Origin of the sequence: Thauera mechernichensis (genome assembly GCF_029588855.1) — a bacterium.
GTDB classification, from domain to species: domain Bacteria; phylum Pseudomonadota; class Gammaproteobacteria; order Burkholderiales; family Rhodocyclaceae; genus Thauera; species Thauera mechernichensis.
In genome coordinates this window covers 1-19237 of the sequence record NZ_JARQZE010000027.1, presented here as the reverse complement: position 1 = coordinate 19237, position 19237 = coordinate 1, and the positions used below count along the sequence as shown (strand labels likewise).

General features: G+C 62.1%; 24 protein-coding genes. 12 read left to right on the top strand and 12 right to left on the bottom strand.

What is annotated here, in order from left to right:
* Positions 1 to 7: 7 nt before the first annotated feature.
* The 9 genes from virB9 to P7F68_RS19140 are packed head-to-tail and all read left to right on the top strand — an operon-like array spanning position 8 to position 9360.
* Entirely contained in the window at positions 8 to 823 is an 816-nt protein-coding gene (virB9, locus tag P7F68_RS19180) for a P-type conjugative transfer protein VirB9 (protein ID WP_277835529.1), read from the top strand.
* On the top strand, positions 823 to 2082 hold the full coding sequence (virB10, locus tag P7F68_RS19175) for a type IV secretion system protein VirB10 (RefSeq protein ID WP_277835528.1): 1260 nt from the start codon (positions 823 to 825) through the stop codon (positions 2080 to 2082). Before virB9 ends, virB10 begins: the two co-directional genes overlap by 1 nt.
* Entirely contained in the window at positions 2079 to 3113 is a 1035-nt protein-coding gene (virB11, locus tag P7F68_RS19170) for a P-type DNA transfer ATPase VirB11 (RefSeq protein ID WP_277835527.1), read from the top strand. Before virB10 ends, virB11 begins: the two co-directional genes overlap by 4 nt.
* Positions 3079 to 5082 carry a type IV secretory system conjugative DNA transfer family protein gene (locus tag P7F68_RS19165; RefSeq protein WP_277835525.1) on the top strand — a complete coding sequence of 668 codons (2004 nt, stop codon included), beginning with the start codon at positions 3079 to 3081 and terminating at the stop codon, positions 5080 to 5082. Before virB11 ends, P7F68_RS19165 begins: the two co-directional genes overlap by 35 nt.
* 8 nt (positions 5083 to 5090) lie before the next feature.
* Positions 5091 to 7001, top strand: a complete 1911-nt coding sequence (locus P7F68_RS19160; protein WP_277835523.1) for an LPD7 domain-containing protein — start codon at positions 5091 to 5093, stop codon at positions 6999 to 7001.
* Complete coding sequence (locus tag P7F68_RS19155) at positions 6998 to 7999, top strand: OmpA family protein (RefSeq protein ID WP_277835522.1); 1002 nt, start codon at positions 6998 to 7000, stop codon at positions 7997 to 7999. Before P7F68_RS19160 ends, P7F68_RS19155 begins: the two co-directional genes overlap by 4 nt.
* Complete coding sequence (locus P7F68_RS19150) at positions 7989 to 8387, top strand: hypothetical protein (RefSeq protein WP_277835520.1); 399 nt, start codon at positions 7989 to 7991, stop codon at positions 8385 to 8387. The genes P7F68_RS19155 and P7F68_RS19150 overlap by 11 nt, the downstream gene beginning before the upstream one ends.
* The gene (locus P7F68_RS19145) at positions 8384 to 9109 is read left to right on the top strand and encodes a TraX family protein (RefSeq protein ID WP_277835519.1); all 726 of its coding nucleotides are present in this window, start codon (positions 8384 to 8386) and stop codon (positions 9107 to 9109) included. The genes P7F68_RS19150 and P7F68_RS19145 overlap by 4 nt, the downstream gene beginning before the upstream one ends.
* Positions 9103 to 9360: a hypothetical protein gene (locus P7F68_RS19140; RefSeq protein ID WP_277835518.1), complete on the top strand. Its 258-nt coding sequence runs from the start codon at positions 9103 to 9105 to the stop codon at positions 9358 to 9360. Before P7F68_RS19145 ends, P7F68_RS19140 begins: the two co-directional genes overlap by 7 nt.
* Here P7F68_RS19140 and P7F68_RS19135 read toward each other — a convergent pair.
* Positions 9357 to 10772, bottom strand: coding sequence for a relaxase/mobilization nuclease domain-containing protein (locus tag P7F68_RS19135; protein ID WP_277835516.1), 1416 nt, complete (start codon positions 10770 to 10772; stop codon positions 9357 to 9359). The genes P7F68_RS19140 and P7F68_RS19135 overlap by 4 nt on opposite strands.
* Positions 10759 to 11295: a plasmid mobilization relaxosome protein MobC gene (gene mobC, locus P7F68_RS19130; protein WP_277835515.1), complete on the bottom strand. Its 537-nt coding sequence runs from the start codon at positions 11293 to 11295 to the stop codon at positions 10759 to 10761. Before mobC ends, P7F68_RS19135 begins: the two co-directional genes overlap by 14 nt.
* A 265-nt stretch (positions 11296 to 11560) precedes the next feature.
* Between mobC and P7F68_RS19125 the strand changes: the two genes are divergently transcribed.
* The 3 genes from P7F68_RS19125 to P7F68_RS19115 are packed head-to-tail and all read left to right on the top strand — an operon-like array spanning position 11561 to position 13179.
* Complete coding sequence (locus tag P7F68_RS19125; protein WP_154717480.1) at positions 11561 to 11986, top strand: hypothetical protein; 426 nt, start codon at positions 11561 to 11563, stop codon at positions 11984 to 11986.
* The gene (gene stbB, locus P7F68_RS19120; RefSeq protein WP_154717479.1) at positions 11983 to 12690 is read left to right on the top strand and encodes a StbB family protein; all 708 of its coding nucleotides are present in this window, start codon (positions 11983 to 11985) and stop codon (positions 12688 to 12690) included. The genes P7F68_RS19125 and stbB overlap by 4 nt, the downstream gene beginning before the upstream one ends.
* 9 nt (positions 12691 to 12699) lie before the next feature.
* Positions 12700 to 13179, top strand: coding sequence for a hypothetical protein (locus P7F68_RS19115; RefSeq protein WP_277835512.1), 480 nt, complete (start codon positions 12700 to 12702; stop codon positions 13177 to 13179).
* 73 nt (positions 13180 to 13252) lie between these two features.
* Here P7F68_RS19115 and P7F68_RS19110 read toward each other — a convergent pair whose 3' ends face one another.
* The 10 genes from P7F68_RS19110 to P7F68_RS19065 all read right to left on the bottom strand — a co-directional run bounded on the left by P7F68_RS19110 (position 13253) and on the right by P7F68_RS19065 (position 18719).
* Positions 13253 to 14377, bottom strand: coding sequence for a zeta toxin family protein (locus P7F68_RS19110; protein WP_277835510.1), 1125 nt, complete (start codon positions 14375 to 14377; stop codon positions 13253 to 13255).
* 3 nt (positions 14378 to 14380) lie between these two features.
* Entirely contained in the window at positions 14381 to 14659 is a 279-nt protein-coding gene (locus P7F68_RS19105) for a hypothetical protein (RefSeq protein ID WP_277835509.1), read from the bottom strand.
* Positions 14660 to 14676: 17 nt separating this feature from the next.
* Positions 14677 to 14868, bottom strand: coding sequence for a hypothetical protein (locus P7F68_RS19100; RefSeq protein WP_277835508.1), 192 nt, complete (start codon positions 14866 to 14868; stop codon positions 14677 to 14679).
* Entirely contained in the window at positions 14865 to 15041 is a 177-nt protein-coding gene (locus P7F68_RS19095) for a hypothetical protein (protein ID WP_154717475.1), read from the bottom strand. Before P7F68_RS19095 ends, P7F68_RS19100 begins: the two co-directional genes overlap by 4 nt.
* 8 nt (positions 15042 to 15049) lie before the next feature.
* Positions 15050 to 15424, bottom strand: a complete 375-nt coding sequence (locus P7F68_RS19090; RefSeq protein WP_277835506.1) for a hypothetical protein — start codon at positions 15422 to 15424, stop codon at positions 15050 to 15052.
* 60 nt (positions 15425 to 15484) lie between these two features.
* Positions 15485 to 16102, bottom strand: a complete 618-nt coding sequence (locus tag P7F68_RS19085; RefSeq protein WP_277835504.1) for a recombinase family protein — start codon at positions 16100 to 16102, stop codon at positions 15485 to 15487.
* 198 nt (positions 16103 to 16300) lie between these two features.
* Positions 16301 to 16810: a thermonuclease family protein gene (locus P7F68_RS19080; protein WP_277835503.1), complete on the bottom strand. Its 510-nt coding sequence runs from the start codon at positions 16808 to 16810 to the stop codon at positions 16301 to 16303.
* Positions 16807 to 17040 (bottom strand): hypothetical protein, encoded by a 234-nt coding sequence (locus P7F68_RS19075; RefSeq protein WP_277835501.1) that lies wholly within the window; start codon positions 17038 to 17040, stop codon positions 16807 to 16809. Before P7F68_RS19075 ends, P7F68_RS19080 begins: the two co-directional genes overlap by 4 nt.
* A complete protein-coding gene (locus P7F68_RS19070) occupies positions 17040 to 17954 on the bottom strand; it encodes a DNA cytosine methyltransferase (RefSeq protein ID WP_277835499.1) in 915 nt (304 codons plus the stop codon). The genes P7F68_RS19075 and P7F68_RS19070 overlap by 1 nt, the downstream gene beginning before the upstream one ends.
* Before the next feature lie 177 nt (positions 17955 to 18131).
* Positions 18132 to 18719 carry a hypothetical protein gene (locus P7F68_RS19065; RefSeq protein WP_277835498.1) on the bottom strand — a complete coding sequence of 196 codons (588 nt, stop codon included), beginning with the start codon at positions 18717 to 18719 and terminating at the stop codon, positions 18132 to 18134.
* Positions 18720 to 19237 lie beyond the last annotated feature (518 nt).

Genomic DNA, 19237 nt, shown 5'->3' with positions numbered 1-19237 from the left:
GGCCGCCATGAAACGCATCGTTTTGCTTGGCCTCTTGCTGCCTGCCCTGGCCCTGGCGGAAATCACGCCGCCTAAAGGCGACTATGACCCGCGCGTCCGCATCGTGGATTACAACCCGTTGAACGTGGTCAAGCTGCCCACGTTCTACGGCGTATCCACGCACATTCAGTTCTCGCCCGCCGAAACCATCCGCGATGTGGCGGTGGGCGACGATCAGGCTTGGAAGGTGATTCCACGCGGAAGCAACCTGTTTATCAAGCCGCAGGCCGAAAAGGCGGATACGAACGTCACGGTCGTGACGGACAAGCGCATCTATCAATTCGCCCTGGTCGTGCAGCCGCGCCGGGTGAAGGATTCGACGGCCTGGGCCGACCCGAACCTGATTTTCTCCCTGGCATTCCGCTACCCCGAAGAAGACGCGGCGAAGGCTGCGGCAGCAGCCAAGCAAGGCGAAATCAAGGGGAAGCTGTCGGACGCCACCAAGGCGGGCCAGAACTTCGATTATTGGGTGGCTGGCTCGGCCGAAGTCAGCCCGACCGCTGCGCGTGACGATGGGCGATTCATCTACCTGACCTTCACGAACAACCGGGATATGCCTGCCGTGTATTCGGTTGATGAGCAAGGCAACGAGGCGCTGATTAACACCAACGTCATCGACGGCAACACCATCGTGATTCAACGAATGGTGCGCCATCTGATGCTGCGCAAGGGCAGCGCCGTGGCCTCTGTGGTGAATAAGTCGTTCGACCTTGACGGCGGTATCGACAACATCACCGGGACTGTTTCCCCCGATGTGGAGCGCGTGATTAAGGGAGCGCAGTAATGAGCATGTTCGACAAATTCAAGGGCGGCAAGGCCACGCCGGACGATGACGGCCTGCCAGATATGAACGCGGAACCTTCCTTGTCCGAAGCGATGCAAGCGCAGAGCAAGAAGGAATTTCGCGCCCGCGAAAAAGAGGCCGCCGCCGCTGCGGCCTCGGCGCGTGCAGCGCAAGAGAACGAGGGCCTGCCCTCGGTGAATCGGCGCAAGGGCGGCAACAAGCTGGTGACGATGCTCGGCTTCGTGTTCATCCTGGGCGCAGCCGCTGCGCTCATCGTTGCAGTCAATGGCGACAAGGAACCGAAGCCGCGCAAGAAGCAGAACGACGAGCAGGTTTCCAACAACCTGCCGCCGTTGGCCATTCCTGCGGCCCCGCCTCCGATTGCGGTTGCACCGCCCGCACCGGCTGGCCAGGTGCCGCCAATCAGGCAGGCCGCGCCGATTCCCGTCCAGCAGAAGCCAGGCAAGGAGCCGCCGCACTGGTCTGACCGCAAGATGGGCGGCACGCTGTTGGTGGGCGCGCAGAACGGCAACGGTGGCCAGCAGGGCCGTGGCCCGGTGCAGCCCGCGCCGATTCCTGCAAGCGCCGGTGGCAGCGGTTTGAGTGGTCAAGGCCGCTCGAACGAACTGGCAACCCGGCTGGAACCCACGGTAACGCAAGGCGTTGCCGCTTCCTCACTGCCCGACCGTAATTTCCTGATTACCAAGGGCACCACGCTGGATTGCGCACTTGAAACCGCGCTGGATAGCACGGTTCCTGGCATCACGTCCTGCCGCCTGACGCGCGATGTTTACAGCGACAACGGCCAGGTGCTTTTGCTTGATCGCGGCTCGCAACTGGTGGGCGAATACCAAGGCGGCTTGAAGCAAGGCCAGGCGCGTTTGTTCGTGCTCTGGTCGCGTGCAAAAACGCCTAACGGTGTGGTGGTGTCCCTGAACTCGCCGGGCACGGATGCCCTCGGGCGCTCGGGCCTTGAAGGGTGGGTTGATACGCACTTTTGGGAGCGTTTCGGCGGCGCAATCATGTTGAGCCTGGTCGATGACTTCGCGGCAGCGGCTACGCGCCGCACGAACGGCAGCGATCAGACATTCAACCTGGGCAACACCTCGGACGCCGCGCAGGACATGGCGGCCGAAGCCTTGAAGAACTCGATCAACATCCCGCCGACGCTCATCAAGAACCAAGGCGATCACATTCAAGTCATGGTCGCCCGCGATCTGGATTTCTCTGGCGTCTATGGCTTGCAGGTGAAGCCATGACCAGACAAATCATGCTGGCACCTATGAAGGATGAAGGCCAGTCATCCGAAATGCTCGATGAATACATCGAGCCGCTGCGCGAGTACCTGGCCGATGAAACGCTGACGGAAGTTTGCGTAAATCGGCCGCGCGAAGTCTGGACGGAAGGGCGGGACGGATGGAAGCGCCACGATGCCCCGGCGCTGTCGTTCAACCATTGCCGCCAGTTGGCAACCCTGATTGCCAGCTACAACGGCAAGGCGATTTCCAACGACAAGCCGGTTCTGTCGGCCGCGCTGCCCAACGGTGAGCGCGTGCAGGTCATCATCCCCCCGGCCTGCGAGCCGCACACGGTTTCCATCACGATTCGCAAGCCGTCGATGATCGACAAGACGCTTGACGAACTGGATGCCGAAGGCGCGTTCGAGGAATTCGCGGATGTGGATGACGAGCTACAGCCCTTCGAGCATGAGCTTGTGCGCCTCAAGGACGAGAAACGCATCAAGGACTTTCTCGACCTGGCCGTGCGCAAGCATCGGAACATCCTGATCGTGGGTAAGACCGGCTCGGGCAAGACCACGATCACCAAAAGCCTGATTCGCAGCATCCCGGCCGAAGAACGGCTCATCACGATTGAAGACGTGCATGAGTTGTTCCTGAACCAGCACGACAACAAGGTTCATCTGTATTACGCGCGGGAAGACGAGGGCGGGGCCAAGGTGACGCCCAAGCAAGCCTTGGCGTCCTGCCTGCGGATGAAGCCTGACCGCATCTTGCTGGCCGAATTGCGCGGCGATGAGGCTTGGGAGTTCATCAAGTCGGTCAATACCGGCCACCCCGGTTCCATTTCCACCATGCACGCGAACGGCGCGTTCGAGTCGTTCGAGCAACTGACCGCGCTTATCAAGGACAGCCGCACCGGCGCGCACCTGGACACCAACTACATCAAGCATCGGCTATTCACGACGATTGATGTAGTGCTGTTCTATCACCAACGCAAGCTGCGAGAAATCTACTATGACCCTGAACATAAGCGACAACTCATGGGCTAAAGCGGGCCTGGCCATCGGCGGCTTGCTGCTTGTGGTTGGGCTTTGGGCTTACCTGGCTGGTGGCATCTTCATGCTTGCGTATGACCGCAAGTTTGAGGAAGCCACGCCCCTGACGCTGTACCAATATTGGTATCACTACGGGGCCGATGCGCAGGTTCAAAAGTGGCTCTACATCGCCAGCGGGATTTCGCTGGCTGTCTTGCTTGCACCCGCTCTGCTGTTTTTCGCGCCCGCGAAACAAAGCCTGTTCGGTGATGCCCGCTTTGCCAAGAAAAGCGAAATCACCAAGGCCGGGCTGTTCGGCGAGAAGGGCATCATCGTTGGCAAGCTCGGCGGCCGTTACCTGATGTTCGAGGGCCAGCAGCACGCCATCATTTCCGCACCGACCCGAAGCGGGAAGGGCGTCGGCATCGTGATTCCCAACTTGCTGAACTGGCCGGAAAGCGTTGTCGTTCTGGACATTAAGCAGGAGAACTGGGACATAACCAGCGCCTACCGTCGCAAGTACGGGCAAGAGTGCTACCTGTTCAACCCCGCCGCCACCGACTACCGGACGCACCGCTATAACCCGCTGTCGTACATCAGCGAAGACCCGAATTTCCGCATTGATGACGTGCAGAAGATCGGGAACATGCTGTTCCCCGATCAGCCGGGCACGGATGTGATTTGGACGGCCACGCCGCGAAGCCTGTTCCTGGGCGTCTGCCTGTACCTGCTGGAAACCCCCGGCAAGCCGGTGACGCTCGGCCAGGTGCTGCGTGAAACGCTGGTCAATGGTGATGGCTCGGCCTACTTCGCCAAGATCATCAACGACCGGGCAGCGGCCGGGAATCCGCTGTCAGGCGCATGCGTGCGCGGCCTGAATACCTACATTTCGATTGCTGCGGAGAACACCCGCAGCGGCATCATCGGCGGTTTCCGCTCCCGCCTCGAACTGTGGATGAATCCGCTGGTCGATGCGGCCACCAGCGCGAACGACTTTGACTTGCGCGACGTGCGCAAGAAACGCATGTCGATCTACCTGGGCGTCACGCCGGACAACCTCGAACGGATGGCCCCGCTGCTGAACCTGTTTTTCCAGCAGTTGATTGACCTCAACACCCGCGAACTGCCGAACCAGAACAAGGCCATCAAATACACCTGCATGCTGCTGATGGACGAATTCACGGCCATCGGCAAGATTCCGATCTTGTCGAAGGGCATCAGCTACATCGCTGGTTACTGGCTGCGGATGATGCCGATCATCCAAAGCCCGGCCCAGGTGGTCGAGGTGTATGGCAAGGACGCAGCGCAAACATTCACCACGAACCACGCGCTGCAAATCATCTACCCGCCCAAGGCGTCGGAGACGCAGACAGCGCGAGACATTTCCGAATGGCTCGGCTACCAGACGGTCAAGGGCATATCGGTTTCCAAGAGCAAGAGCATCTTCGGAAAGAAGACGCCAAGCGAGAGTGCTTCCGATCAGCGCCGGGCGCTGATGCTCCCCCAGGAAATCACCAGCCTGGGCAAGACCCGCGAATTGGTGGTGATGGAAGACGTGCCGCCGATCTTGGCCAACAAGGTTCTGTATTTCAAAGACCGGGCCTTTGTTGATCGCCTCAAGGCGGTGTCGGCCAGGCTGCACGCACTCGGCAACAAGGTGCCGACCAAGAAGCAACTGGATGACGCCATCGAGGCGGGCGAACTCGGCGCACCCGTGCCGAAGATCGACCTCGAAGCCCATGAGCGCGAAATGGGCGGCGAACTGCCTGTGACGGTCGTAGCACCGGCGCAGGGCGGAACGGAAGTGGTGACGGTGGAGCGGCCCGTCACGCCCGATGACGTTCCGAACCTCGCCAAGCTGTCGCTGGCGAGCTTCGCTGTCGATTTCTCGGCGGTCGAGAAACCCGCAGTCGGCGAACTGGATGAAGCCGCGCTTCACGCCTACGCCGACAGTCTTTGCCAACAAGCTGGCATCAAACTGTGAGGTAACACATGGACGCAAACAACCAAAGTCAAGGTGGCAAGGAACTGGCGGAGCGCATTCAAACCGTGCGCGGCGAACCGGCGCACCGCTTCGAGGTGTATGACCACGATTTTGAAGTGACGCACCGCTTCCCGAAAGCGAGTGACGCAGCCGCGAAAGCCGATGAATTCGGCTCTACGCGGTTCCAGCACCGGGATGCTGACGGCACGGTGAAGCAGGTCGATAAGGTCGATGGGCAATGGTATGTGCGCAACGACCCGACACCCTTCGGGCAAGGCAATCAGCAACCCCCAACCGCTGCCGACAAGCCGCTGGCCAGCGTGCAGGCGGAAATCGACCGTGACGCGCTGCGCTCCATCGAAATCCGCGCCGAACAGCGCGCGGCGGTGGGGCAGGGCGTCGATGCCGAAACCGACCGGGAAATGGCCACGATTGACGCCCACGCCTTCCGCCGCATCGAGGACAAGAACGTGCAGGAAAGCGCGGCTGTCGAAATGGCCAACAACGCCCGCGAGTTCCCGCAATACAAGGATGGGCTGGACAAGGCCATTCCGGGCTATCCGGGCACGGCAGAGAAGGTGTATGCCCTCGATGCCGCCCATGACGAGAAGATCGCGGCGAAAGAGGAACGCAAGCAAGCGGAATTCGAGGCCATGAAGGATGAGCAGCGCGAACGCGCTGCCGCCTGGACGCCGGAAGAAGCCGCCCGCCAGGCGCAGCAGGACGCCGCCGCATTCCGTGAGGAAGCGGACAAGTCCGAACGGTTCTACAAGGCCAGTGACATGACGGCGAATGCCGACGCGAACCCGCACTACCGGGAAGCCCTGGACAGGGAAGCGCCGGAAGTGTCGAAGGATGTTGCGGCCGAAGTCGAATCCAACAAGACGGTGGTGATTAACCCGGCTGTGCAACAGGCCGGGGCCGAAGCATCGCCAGGCAAGGATGTTGAAGTCGAGCCGCTGACCATCAGCCAGGCCGATCTTGACCGCGTGGCCGCCATGCGTGCCCGCGACACGGCGCAGGCCCGTGAAGCCCTTGGGATGAACACGGTAGAGCCGAACATCGAGAAGGAACAGCAGCAGCTTTCGGAAGCGCAGGACGCGCAGCGCGCGGCATGGTTGAAGAAAGCGGAAGCCGACGCACCCAAGCCGCAGGCGGCCAAAGCGCCGGGCGACAACAAGGTGGAGTCGGACGAGATTTTCACGGCCACCCAAACCGAAGTGAAGCCCGCCGTTCCGCCCGATGTGGAGAAGCAATACCTCCATGTCGGCAACAAGTTCTATCACCCAAAAAACACCGACCTGGTGGCTTTCGAGGACAAGGGCAACAAGCTGGAAACGAAGTCGAACAGCGAGGCGATTGCCGAATCTATGGTTCGCATCGCCGAAGCGCGGGGATGGGACGAAATCAAGGTGTCCGGTTCCGAGACTTTCCGCAAGGAAGTTTGGCTTGAAGCCGCTGCACGCGGCATGCACGTCAAGGGCTACAGCCCTTCGGAGCAGGACAAGGCCGAACTGGCGAAGCGCACCAGCCAAACCGAAGCCAACAAGGTGGAGAAGGGCACCTCGCAGTTTCGCGCCCGCGAAACCGACGAGGCGAAGGACTCGAAGGCGCAGCAGCCGGAGCAGGCCAAACCGGAGTCACCCAACAAGCGGATGGCTGAGAGCTTCGCCAAGGACTCCCCCGAGGAAGCCGCGAAGAAGCACCCGGAGCTTGCGGGCGCAGCGGCGGCCGTCGCGTCGATGGAGAAGAAGGCCGAAGCCGATGGCCTGAACCCGCAGCAGCGCGCCATTGTCATGGCCCGCGTTCGTCAGAACGTGGTCAATAGCATCGAGCGCGGCCAGATTCCCGAAGTGAAGGTGAAAGAAGAAATCGAAGTGAAGCGCGAAGTCACCGCAGAAAAGGAGCACGCACGATGAAACCGGCCCGCATTGCCCTCTATCTGGCCGCTGCCGGGCTTTTCTCGGCCTGCGCCTATGTACCCCCCCAGGAAAGCGCCACGCGCGTTGTAAGCCCGGATTACACCGCCACGGGCGGCCTGGTCGAAGCCCGCGCCTATGTGTATGGCAGCGTGACGCTGCTCGACCTCGGCGGCTCGGCCCCGGCCGTTCTGTCGATCAAGGATGGAACCGGGGCGTCGGTCGATTACGAAAGGGTAGGGCGGTACTACCGCCTTGCCCGCGTGGTCGATACCTTCACGGTGTGGGCCAATGGTCAATCGGTGACGTTCTCGGCGCCAATGACCACGCGCATTTTCTCGGCGCCGACGAAGGCGGCCCCGGACAAGGTGCCCGAGCTGGCCGAAGCCGCCGCCGTGGTAACGGTGGCCAGGCTCGACACGCCAGCGGTGCAGCCCGGCGATGATGACGTGGCCGCACTGCTCAAGCTGTGCGAAAGCCAGCTTGCAGACGTTCGCCGCCTGCTCGATGAAGGCAGCAGGAACCCGAAGGCCACCGGCCAAGAGCTTTTCGAGGTTCATCAGCGGCTCGATGAAATCGAGGCCCGCATGTTGAAGGCCGCCGCCGCCATCGTGCAGGTTTCCTTTCCCACTGGCGGCACCGCATTCAGGCCAAGCCCGGCCGTCGCCGAAGTCCTGATTGCGTCCGGCAAGGCTGCGGACAGCATCAATGTCCGCGGCCGAACCGATTCCCGCGTGGCGGGGCCTGCTGACTCGCGCATTGCCCTGGCCAGGGCAATGGCCGCCCGGAAGTTCTTGGTCGATCACGGCATCAGCCCGGAGAAGATCAAGGTCTTCTCGCGGGCCGATGGAGACTTTGCAGCGCCAGGCGTGACGAAAGAGGGCAAGGCCATGAATCGGCGCGTGGAAATCGAGTTCATCAATGCCCGCATTGCTGAACTCAAGGGCGGCCCGGTCAAGCTGGCCAACAACGAAAGAGGGCACGCAAATGCAAATTGACGTGACCCCTGAGCTTGGCCGCCTGCTGGTGTTCATCGCGGACGTGGCCACGGCCATCCGCACGAACAGCCTCTACGCGGGCGACTACGAAAGCCGCGACCCGCGCGAAGTCGGCCTTGATGTGATGTGGCTGTCCGATTCCCTGCATTGCTTCGACCGCTTGGGCCAGGCGCTCCAATCGGGCGACGGCAAGGCCATCGAGGCCGCCAGTGAAGGCTTGTTTGGCTACTACGGGATGTTCATTGACGGCGCAGACGGCAAGGGCTTGAAGGGCGACCCGAAGGGCACCTTCGAGCGGTATGGCCACCTGTGCAACGCCAATGAGGCAAGGGCGGCCCTGGACGCGATTCGACTCAAGGCCGTTGCAGCGCAATGGACGGGCGCATGACCGCCTCGGCCACCGCGCACAACTCGCCCGCCTCGGCGGGCGGGCAGTGCATCACGATCAGCGGCGGCACGCTGGAAGCCTTGAAGTGGCTCGGCCTGGTGCTCATGGTGCTTGACCACGCGAACAAGTACCTTTTCGCGCACACGATACCGGGTGCATTCGAGGCTGGTCGCCTCGCAATGCCGATTTTCGGTTTCGTGCTGGCCTACAACCTGGCCAGGCCCGGCGCGCTGGCCACTGGCGTGCATGTCCGGGTGATGAAACGCCTCGCGTTGTACGGCCTGGCCGCCACCCCGTTTTTCATCGGCCTGGGCGGTCTTCTGGCTGGCTGGTGGCCGCTGAACATCATGTTCATGCTGCTGGTGTCCGCCGGCGTCGTGCGCCTGGTGGAGCAGGGCGGTTTCGCACGGCTGGCAGGAGCGGCGGCGCTGTTCCTGCTAGGCGGGGCCTTCGTGGAATTCTGGTGGTTTGCCCTGGCCTTCACGGTATCGGCCTGGTGGTACTTCAAGACGGGCAGCAAGGCCGCCGTGGTGGCCTGCACGCTGGCCCTCGCGGCGCTGTTCGTGGTGAATAAGAACCTGTGGGCACTGGCCGCCATCCCGTTGATGCTGGCCGCGCCCCTGGTCGATGTGAAAGTGCCACGCCTGCGGCACGTCTTCTATGCCTTCTACCCTGCACACCTAGCCTTGATTTTTGCTCTAAGCAGGGGATTGCAATGGTGACAGTAAAAATCCGCCGAAAAGGCTTCAAATACCTAATCATCGCCGTCTGCATGCTTGCAGCATTGGCTATCGAGCACTTTTCATCCGAGACACTTGGCCATGCCATCAGCAGCTTGCTAGCCATCGGTCTTATGCTTGCGCTGATCGCAGTGGAACGATTCACGGCGTTCCTTGACTACACCCTTCTTGACTCCATCATCCGGCCCACGTTGAGAATCTTCCGCATTGATCTTCAATGCACGGATTCTTAACGCTCCGCATCTTTCCCTCCCTGCTTTGGCGCGGCTTCGACCGCGCCGTTTTTTTGCCCTGCGCTCGGCACCGGCGCTGCGTGCTGCGGATTGGTGTCGAGGATCTTCTCGGCCTGCTTGCTGAACCGCTGCGCCAGATCTCGCTTGATCTGGTGCCGCTCTGTGTCGATGGTCGGCATAGCCCCGACAAAGGCCCGTATGCGGCCTGCAAGGGCCTTGTTTTCGTCGGCCAGGCTCTGGTGGCCATCTAGGCGTTCTGCGCCTCCATGAGCGCGAGAATCGCCAGTTCGCGGCCGTCGCATTTCAGAATCGGCGGCTCGTTCCCGTCCCACACGATCAGGTGCATTCGGCCGCAGAAGCATTTCAGAACCTCGTCGGTGCTGAACCACACCGAGGCCGGACAGGTTTCGCACGCCGGAGAGGGTTCCGGGCGGTGCTTGGCGTCCAGATTTTTCAAGGTGGGACTGATATACGGCGGCTGCTCGCTGGCCTGATCGTGCTCGATCTGTGCCGATGCTGTCGTAGTTGGGTCGCTCATTGCGCGCCTCCTTCTGGTTGAATGTCAAACGGGTGTCGGCCTGGTCAAGCGCCTCGGCCGCCGCCAGCCAAGCGCGGCGCACGTCGCGCTGACGCGCCTTGATGGCTTGCTCCCACGGTTTTTCCGCCACGGGCAGGCCCTTGGCCTCGGCCGTGAGTTCCTGGGCGGCCTCCTTGATCTTTGCGGCCCTGACCTTGGACACGCGGGGTTCGTGGCTGCTGTCGCCGCGCTCGATGTGGCGGATGACGTTCGGTTCTGGCTTGCGCACCACGCCACGGGCGCGGCGCGGGGTTGCATCTGCGTCTATGCCCTGGTCGCGTAGCTTGTCGGCGAACCCTTCGCGCCAAGCCTGCAAGTCGGCCTTCCTGGGGTTCAGCCTGGTGCCGTCAAAGCCAAGGCATTTGACGGTCACATGGCAATGCGGGTGCGGCTCGTCGGTGTGAAGGGCGAAGACGTATTCATGGTTCTGGCCGAAGGTGGCCTTGGCGAAGTCACGGGCGGCCTTTCGGACTGATTCGGGGTCGGTTGTCTCCGGCATCGAAAGAACCATGTGCATGGTGTCGCGCTGGTTCTTGTGCCGCTTGCTGTCGCCGAAATCCTTTTCCCAATCCTTGAAGAACGCCTTGACTTCCTCTTTGCCGCTGAGAACTTCGCCCCGATCGTTCTCAAGCTCCACCTTGCCGTTTCGGCTGATGTAGTCCAAGTGGGCCTTGACGTGGCCAGCGCCCTTGCCAAAGCCCGTGATCTTGACCATGACCTCGGTGGAGTTCGAGGCCACGCGCCGGGCCGTCGAACGCAGCTTGCGGGTGTTGTTGGCCTTCCGCTTGACTGGCGGATGTAGGGCGCTGCCAAGCTCGGCTTCAATCAGCGCCATCGTCTGCCGCCCAAGAATTCTGGCTTGCCCGCACCAAGGCCCGCATGGCGGCCCGCTGCTTCACGATGGCATCGCGCAGTTGGGCCAGGCGCTCGATCTTGACGCGCTCGGTTTCATGGAACGCCTCGTTCAAAGCCCGCGCGATCTGATTAATGTTGCGGCCGACCGCTGCAAGCTCCCGATTGCTGGCCAGCAGGCCCGCCAGTTCGTCATCGGTCATGACGGGCTGGCGGGTCAAGTGTGACTGCACCAAGGCGGCCACCCAACGGCTTGGTGCCATGCCCTTGACCTTCCCCCGTGCGGTGGCCGCTTCCATCAGGAAGCGCGGCATCCGCACTGTCATGCGCGCGGTGTCGGCCTTCTCCGCATCCGGTTCAATGGGCTGGTCGGCGTCGTCATCCTCGCCGGTGACGGCCAGGATGACGGCCCGAAGAAGCTCCGATTCGGACAGCCCGCGCGCCTTCGCCATGCTGCGAAAGCGCGCTTTGGTTCCTGGCTCGACAAGTGTTTTCAGTACCGGCATGAGGGAAGGTAGGGGGGTCAGGTTTGGTATCAATTGCGGGCAATTGTACCAAATAGCGGCGCGTGCGCCTATCCTGCCCTAGATTTCACCCCCCTACCTTCCCTCATGCTTTGTGGAACACAAACGGTACTGAAAACAGCCAAGACCGGGACAAGTCACGGACATTGGCGAGACAGGAACCATACGTTTCGCGGACGCGAAACCTTGACATTGGAACGGAAGCGGGACACAATCGGTACAGTTTCAACCAGAAAAGAGCGTGCAAATGGATAGGAAAGCCATAGCTGAACGACTCCGCGCGCTTGCTTCCGACGATAAGAAACGGTCTAAGGCCGCCCGCTTGCGGGACGTGATTGATGATGTTGAAGCGGCTTTGGCTGCCGGTGTCCCTCGGGCTTCGGTAGTTGAAGAACTGACGAAGCACGGCCTCGAAATGACGCTTGCGACATTCGAGACAACCTTGAAGCGGATTCGCCAGAAACGCGGCAAACCGTCGATCACGGCGGCGAAGTCGGCCAGCCCTCCGGGCCAGCCGTCGAAGCCATCACCAGCCCTGCCGGTGGATGAAGTCGATACCGAAGCTGAAAGCTCCGGTGGCGGCTCTCATAACCCGGCTGACCTTGACAAGATCATCGGGAACAAGCCCGACCTGGCCGCCTTGGCCAAACTCGCAAAGAGGAAAAAAACATGAAAGTTGCTGTCCTGAATTTTTCGGGCAACGTGGGCAAGACCACGGTTGCCGGTCATCTGCTCAAGCCCCGCATGGGTGACGCGCCGATCTACTCCATCGAGTCGATCAACACGGGGGCCGATGCTGACGGCCTGGACGTGGAAAAGATGCGCGGCAAGAAGTTCGGCGAACTGGTCGATGAACTGATGCCGCTGGACACGGCGATCATCGACGTGGGCGCGTCGAACGTCGAAGACTTCTTGAAGCTGATGCAGCAGTTCGACGGCTCGCACGAAGAATTCGATTTCTTCGTGGTGCCCGTGGTCAAGGAAAAGAAGGTGCAGGCCGACACGGTGAATACCATCCGCGCCCTGCAAAAGCTCGGCATCGAGAAGAAGCGCATCCGCCTGGTGTTCAACAAGGTCGAAGTCGATGAGGCCGTGGCCGACGAGTTCGCCGCCTTGTTCGGCCTGGCCGAATCCGAAAAATCGTTCGTGGTGAAGCCAGAGGCCACCATCTACGCGAACGAGGTTTTCGAGCGGTTGAAGGCGGTCGGGAAATCCCTCGGGGAGATTACGGCCGACGAAACCGATTACCGCGCCCGGCTTCGCCAGGCCACCGACGAGGACGAAAAGGAACTGTGCGTTCGCATGGTGGCCTTGAAGCGCCTCGCCGTGACGGCCAACAAGAACCTGGACGATGTTTTCAAAGCCCTGTTCAAGTAAGGCCCAATCATGAGCGGGCCTAGAACAACACGCGAAGCCCTGATTGCCGAAGTGCTTGGCGATCTGGATGGGCTGCTTGCCCGCGTCGAAGCTCTCCCGGCGTTGGTCGATGATGCCGAAGGCAAGCTGTCCGGCACCGTCGCCGCGCTCGATGACGCGGGCGACAAGTTCCGCTTGGCTGTCACGGCCTTTACCGAACAGGCAAAGGCCGATCTGGCGGAATACCTTGATCTTAAAACGGCGCAGGCCGCGCAGACTGCGGCCAAGACGGTAGAGGAACAGCGGGCGGCGCTGCAAGAGGCCGCCCGCATGGCCTTTCGGTCGGAAGCCTCCGACAAGGCCGCAAGCCTGGGCATAGCCTTGGGCGAAGCGGCCAAAGAGTTCCGGCGCTCGATGTGGTCGCGGCTGATGGAGCATGCCATCACGGCGCTGATTGCTTCGGGTTTCACTGCGGGCCTGGTCTATGCCATCGTCCGGGGCATACCCTGACGCGCTCCGCTTGTCGCCTCCCCTGTTTTGAACCGTTCGCAAGCGAACGGCCCAAAACAGGAGAGGTTGATTTTCAACGCTCGGGGTCGCGCTGCTGCTCGGCCTTCACTTGGCGTTCTTCCCGAATCTGCACGCTTGGCACGTCGCCGCGCTCAATGCGCTCGGCGACAGTCTCGCGCACGCGGGCCATGACGATGGCCCGCTGCTGCTCGCTCAAGCCGTCCGCCTCGGCCTTGGCTTCGCGGGCGCGAACGTAGCCGTAAGCCGGGGCAAGCTCGGGATGCTGCTGCACGGCCTTTTCTGGTGGCTCCTGGCGGAATACCTCGGCCGCCACGGCGGCTTTGGCCTCGCGCTGTAGGTCGGCGACTTTGCGGACTTCTTCGGCGCTGGCCTGGCGCTCGCGCTTGGCCAGCATGTCGGCCAGTTCATCGAAGCCCTTGGCGTAGTCCCTGCGCTCCTGCAAGGTCATCGGCCGTGCGCGCTCGGCTTCCACCACGGCGCGGGCCTGCGGCTCGCGCGCCCATTGGCCGCCTTGGAGTTCGTTGGAATAGATCGCCTCGGCACCGCGTCGGTAGATCGTCACGCGGTCGGCCAGCTTCTGGCCCTCGATGCGGTCAAGGGTCTGCAACATGCCATCGTAGGCCGCCTGGTGGGCCTGGGGCGTGGTCATGCGCCCTGCCCCACGGTCGGCCTTCTGGTTCTCGTACCGCTGCATGATGCCCTGCTCGCTCAAGCGCGAAGTCACGGCCAGCGCGCGGGCGTCGATCTGATAGCCCGCTTCGCGCAGGCTGTCCATCGTGGCGGCCACCTTCTCGCCGTCGCGCATGGTGCCCTCGATCACGACATTGACGCGCTGCGCCTTCGCCTCGGCAATGGCTTTTTCAACCCAACGGCCGGTGTCGCGGTCGGTGTAGAAAGCGGCCGTCTTGTCGTCCGCTTCCATCAACCGCGCATATTTCGGGTGGTAGTCGCGCAGGTCGTCGCCGATGATCTGAACGGCACCGCCTCGCGGGCCTAGCTCGTTCATGGCCTCATCGACGGCCGCGCTTTTGCCAGCGCCTGGCTGCCCGCCAAAGATGACGGCCACCGGCTGACTGGATGGTTTCGCGCCCGCGAAAAGATCGGGCTTTATGTCACGCTCGAAGATGGCTTGATGTTCCGCCTCACTGAGCCTGTGTTCGTCTGGATTCCGGGCCATGCACTACACGGCCACCGCTTGACGGTCTGCACGCCAGGAACGCACACGCGCGCCGTACTCGGCCCGCACGCGGGCCACGGCCGCATGGTCTTTGACGCGCAGCCCGGCACGCTCGTGGAACAGCCGCGAACGCTCGGCCCGCAAGGTGGCCAGGCGCTCGGCGTCCGGGTGTTCCTTGCTGGATTCGTCGGCGATCAGGCCGGTGAGGATGGCTCGCAGGTCGGTGATGACCTCGCGGGCGCACTCGAAGGCTACCGCCTCCGTCTGAGTCCATTTCTGCATGATGTTTCCTCCTGCGCTCAAGCGCGCATCAAGGCCGATGCAAGCATCAGCGCGGCCCAACCGCCAAGCACCACAAAAGGCGCGTTGCGGCCAAGCCAGTTGAAAAGCACCAGTCGGCCCTTGCCGTCCGGGCAAGGAACCTCGGTAAAGAACATCCGCCGCGCAAGTCGGCGAGTAAGTAAGTCCATCGTCCAATCCCTTTCGTTCATCGGGGCAACAGCCAAAGGGCCAGCAGCACCGACACCAAGACAACCAGCACAAGCCGCTTGAAGGGCGAAGCCGCGAACTCGGCGGCCAGGTCGAACAGCCGCCGCTCCATGTCGGCTTGCTTCTGCTCCTTCTTCCACTCTGCACGGGCCTTGCTGACGCGATCATCATCCATGTGCCACCTCACAAGGTCATCATCATGTCCTGGGGCGAAATCGCCATCAGGATGAAGTCGTAAGCCCACGACACGACGAAGGCCGAAAAGCTGGCGATGCCGAAGCCCCAAACCATCGCGGATTTGTCGGGGAAGGCGTAGAGCGCGAACAGCCAGGCCAGCAGCATCGGGATGGACACCAGATTGCACAAGAAGATCACCGGCAGGCGCAGCCAATACATGACCAGAAACAGCGGCAGCCGCACCAGCAGGAACAGCCAGGCGAAGACGCCTTTCACCGTCGATGCCTTCGGCATCGCCTTCTTGATCTTCTCCGCGTCAAGCTCGAAGGCAGGCAAAGCCTGCTTGCCCTTGGGCTTGGGGAACTTGATGATGTTGCTCATGATGATCGCCCTTCCCTTTCCATTACCACAATTCCAGTGTATTAGGAACCGTCCGATATGTCAAGTGTTTTTGCTTGACACAAGCCCTTTTCTTTCGATGAACCTGGCCAGCGTGTTGTAAGCCACGCCCAACGCCTTGGCCATCTTCCGACGGGGCAGGCCGATGGCAAGGTAGCCCCTGATTTCGTCCTCGCGCTCGTCCAGCTTCAAGCTGCCGCTTGCACCTGGTGGCCGTCCTAGTCGCTTGCCCTCGCTCTTGGCCCTGCGTAGCCCTTCCTTGGTGCGCTCTCGAATGAACGACAGTTCAATCATTGAAGCCATCGAGAAGGCCGCCGCCAGAAGCTGGCTTTGCATGGAACCGTCCATGACGGTGCCCGTCTTGGTGATGTGCAGCACAACCCCTTTGCCCGCTGCCGCCTCCAAGAATGTGAAGACCTGGCCCGGCGTGGCCGCCAGGCGCGTGAATTCCGGCGTGCATATCACGTCGCCGCGCCCTGCCCTGTCCAGCAGCGCCCCGAGTTCGCGGCCCTTCCAATTGGTATCCCTGCTGACAGTCTCGGCTATCAACGTCATCGGCGCGAAGCCCTGACGGTTCGCGTATTCCAGCAGCCCGAGTTTCTGGCTTTCAACGTCCTGGCTGTCCTTTGACACGCGCAGATAACCGAAGTAGTTGGGCATGGCTCCCTCAATGCGGCCGGTCGGCCTGGTGGGCACGCAAAACGGCCGTTTTGCGGCCCATTTCGGCCCCTGTTCCGTGAAAAGCGCATCCGGCAGTTATTCGGATGCGTGGTGTATCTAAAAAATCGCCTGAAAAGTGTAGCACTCTGCCACCTAAAAAATGGTCGTTTCTTTGGATGCGTTTCGCGTCCGAGAAAATCAGCGGCCACCTTTTCTATGAACCTGCCGCCAAACCCAAGGCTCTACCGGGTTCGGGTCGGCCCACAAGCCCCGGCGCGCGGCGCGGGCCTCGGCCTGCCAGTCGAGCAAGCGCGGGTCGGTGGTGTAGCGGGGCCAAGCCCACGCGAAGCCCCGGCGCACCTGTTCCGCATTGACATTCACCCCGTCCGCCTCGGCCTGGACGACAGGCCGCCCGTATTGGTCGGCCTGCGTCCATGTGACGGTGACTTGCCGCTTGCCGATCAGGTCGCGCAAGGATTGCTCGGCCCTGCGGCCGAAGGGCTGCGCCTTCTCGGGCGCGTCGATCTGCGCCAGGCGCACGCGCACGGCCCGGCCGTCGATGGTCATGTAGAACGTGTCGCCATCGGACACGCCCGTAACCGGGCCGGTGGCCGTCTGCTGCGCCCGCACGGGCGCGGCCAGGGCCAGGCCCACGGCAAAAAGTAGCGTAGCGTATAACGTAATGACGTTATGAAATTGGCGATTCATTCGGATACCTCCTTGCTCAATGCGTGCGCCAGGTGGCGCGCGTAGGTGGCCACGGCCCGCCAGTAGGCGGCCATCGGCCCTTTGCGCCGCCTCCACGCGGTTTCGGCCTCGGCGTTGGCCTGGTCGCGTAGTTCGCGCATGACGGCCTCGATGCGCGCCCGGTCTGCCTTGGGCAGACGGCGCAGCGCCTGACCCGCAGGCAGGCGCAGAAGCGGGTTTTCGTAGCCCATTAGGCCGCCTCGCGGATGGCGGCCAGCAGGTCGGCAGGCACGGGCGGGCACACGGCATTGCCAAGCATGAAAAGGGCGTCTTTGTGCCCTTCGGGCAAAACGTAATCGGCCCGAAACCCCATAGCGGCCTTGGCCTCTGGCACTCGCAGCATTCGCATGCGGTCGCCGTCGATCACGGCCCAACGGTCGCGGGTCGTGATGGTGCCGATGGGTCGATCAACACTGCGGCCGGTCAAGCCGCTGCCGCCTGAGTAGTAGGGCGCAACGAAGCGCGAACCAAACCGGGCGCGGCCTGCGGCGATGCGTTGCAAGGTCTTGGCGCTGCGGCCTGGCCGCTCGATCTGGCTCCATTCGTGCGCGTCCCATTCGATCACGTCCGCAATCGGCCGGTGAGGGCGCTTCGGCAAGTCAAGGTGTAGCGGGTGCTTCGATTGGGTGCAAACCAGAAACAGGCGTTCGCGGTGCTGCGGCACGCCATGATCTGCGGCATCAATCAAGTGCGGCGCGATGGCGTAGCCAAGCCGCTGCATAGCATCGCACCAAGCCGGGTAGAGCGTCCAGCGCACGAAGTCGCGCACGTTCTCCACGATGACAACCGGCGCACGGTGGCACTCGGCGCATGAGACAACCGCCCACGCGGTCGAGCGCAGCGCGTCATGGTGCGGCTTCTCCTTGCCCCGTGCCGGGCTGTGGCCCTGGCACGCGGGCGATGCAAGCATCACGTCATGGCCGGGCACCTCGCGCCAGTCGGCTTGCTGCAAGTCTTGGCACGAATGCGCCGTGCCTGGGTGGTTCTGCCCGTGGTAATCCACGGCCTGCCGCCAATGGTTCGCCGCCCACGTCACGCGCACGCCAGCCAGGCGCGCGCCTTCGCTGAAACCGCCAGCGCCCGCGAAAAGGTCGATTGCTTCCATATTCTTCTGCCTCTCAAAAAAAAAGGGGGGGCCACGGGCCAGCACCCGAAGGCCCCCCAAAAGGCCGCTGTCGCGGTTCTCAACGTAAGCCCTGCCTACGCTTCCGGCCCCGCGCCCCGCCTGGGCGCAGTGCTGGAAATCCTGTCAAGTTCTTTTGCTAGTGTTTATGCTTGGCGGTTAGGCGTATGCCGTCCAAGAGTCGGGCGCAAACAGCTTGACCCCGGCCACGGTCTTGGCCTCGACCTTGCGCGCCCACGAAAAACTGTTGATCTTCACGGAGCCGTCAGCGTCGGCACGCTTGCGCATCGGCTCGCCGATGTACGCGCCAGGCTTCGGCACGCAAACGCCTTGCATGGAAAGCGTTTCTTCGGACATGCGCGCCACCTCCCGAATTTCGACGGTGTGCTTGCCGATCAGGGCGGTGACTTCGTAGTAGTCGATATTGGTCTGCTCGTAGCCCCACATGCACCGCAGAATGTCGCCCACTTGCAGCGGGTTAGGTGCAGCCTTGCGGGCTTCGCGGCGCTCGGTCTTTTCCTGGGCGCGCACTTGCAGCCGGGCCAACCAGTCGGAAACGTACTGTTCCGCGCGTTCCTTTTTGGCGAAACGGATATGGAAGTCGGGCTTCTGACGCTTGCCAGCGAAGGCCAGAACGACAAGGCCATCCGCAGACGCATAGACGGCCGCGCCGACCTCATCCTTGCGGTGAATCTCGGTGTATTCCTTGGGCGTGTAGAACTCGCGGGTGAAAGTGAAGCGGCGCATATTCGATTCCTTGCTTACGTTGACTAGAGGCTGTTATTTGCAGGTGATTCGTTTCGATCACCATGACTAAAGTATAGATTTATGCCTGCCTTTTGTCAAGCGTTTTTGCTTGTCATCGTATCGAATAAATAGCTATAACGACACCGCAATATATAGCATTTTGCTATGACGTGTTGAACATCTTGACGGCCTGGCCTTCCTTCCTTGCCAAGCGGGCTTTGCCGCGCCAACGAGCGCGGCGGGGTTCGGCTGTTTGGGGAGAATTGAGGGTCAAGGGTCGGAATCCCGGCATGGCGCGGCCCGCAGCGAAGCGAGGACACGGGCCGGGATGGAGAGGGCGAAGCCCGGCCCTTGATGCTCAAGTCGTGGGGCAGCGCCCCTAACGCTCCCTGGCATAGCCGGGGGATGTAGGCCAAAGGCCGTTAAGCATCCCCCGGCGACGCCCAGCGGCGAGCGATGGCTTTTATGGTTTCCCGTTTTCGCGCACGCGAAAACATGCCCGCCTCGGCGGGCCTGCA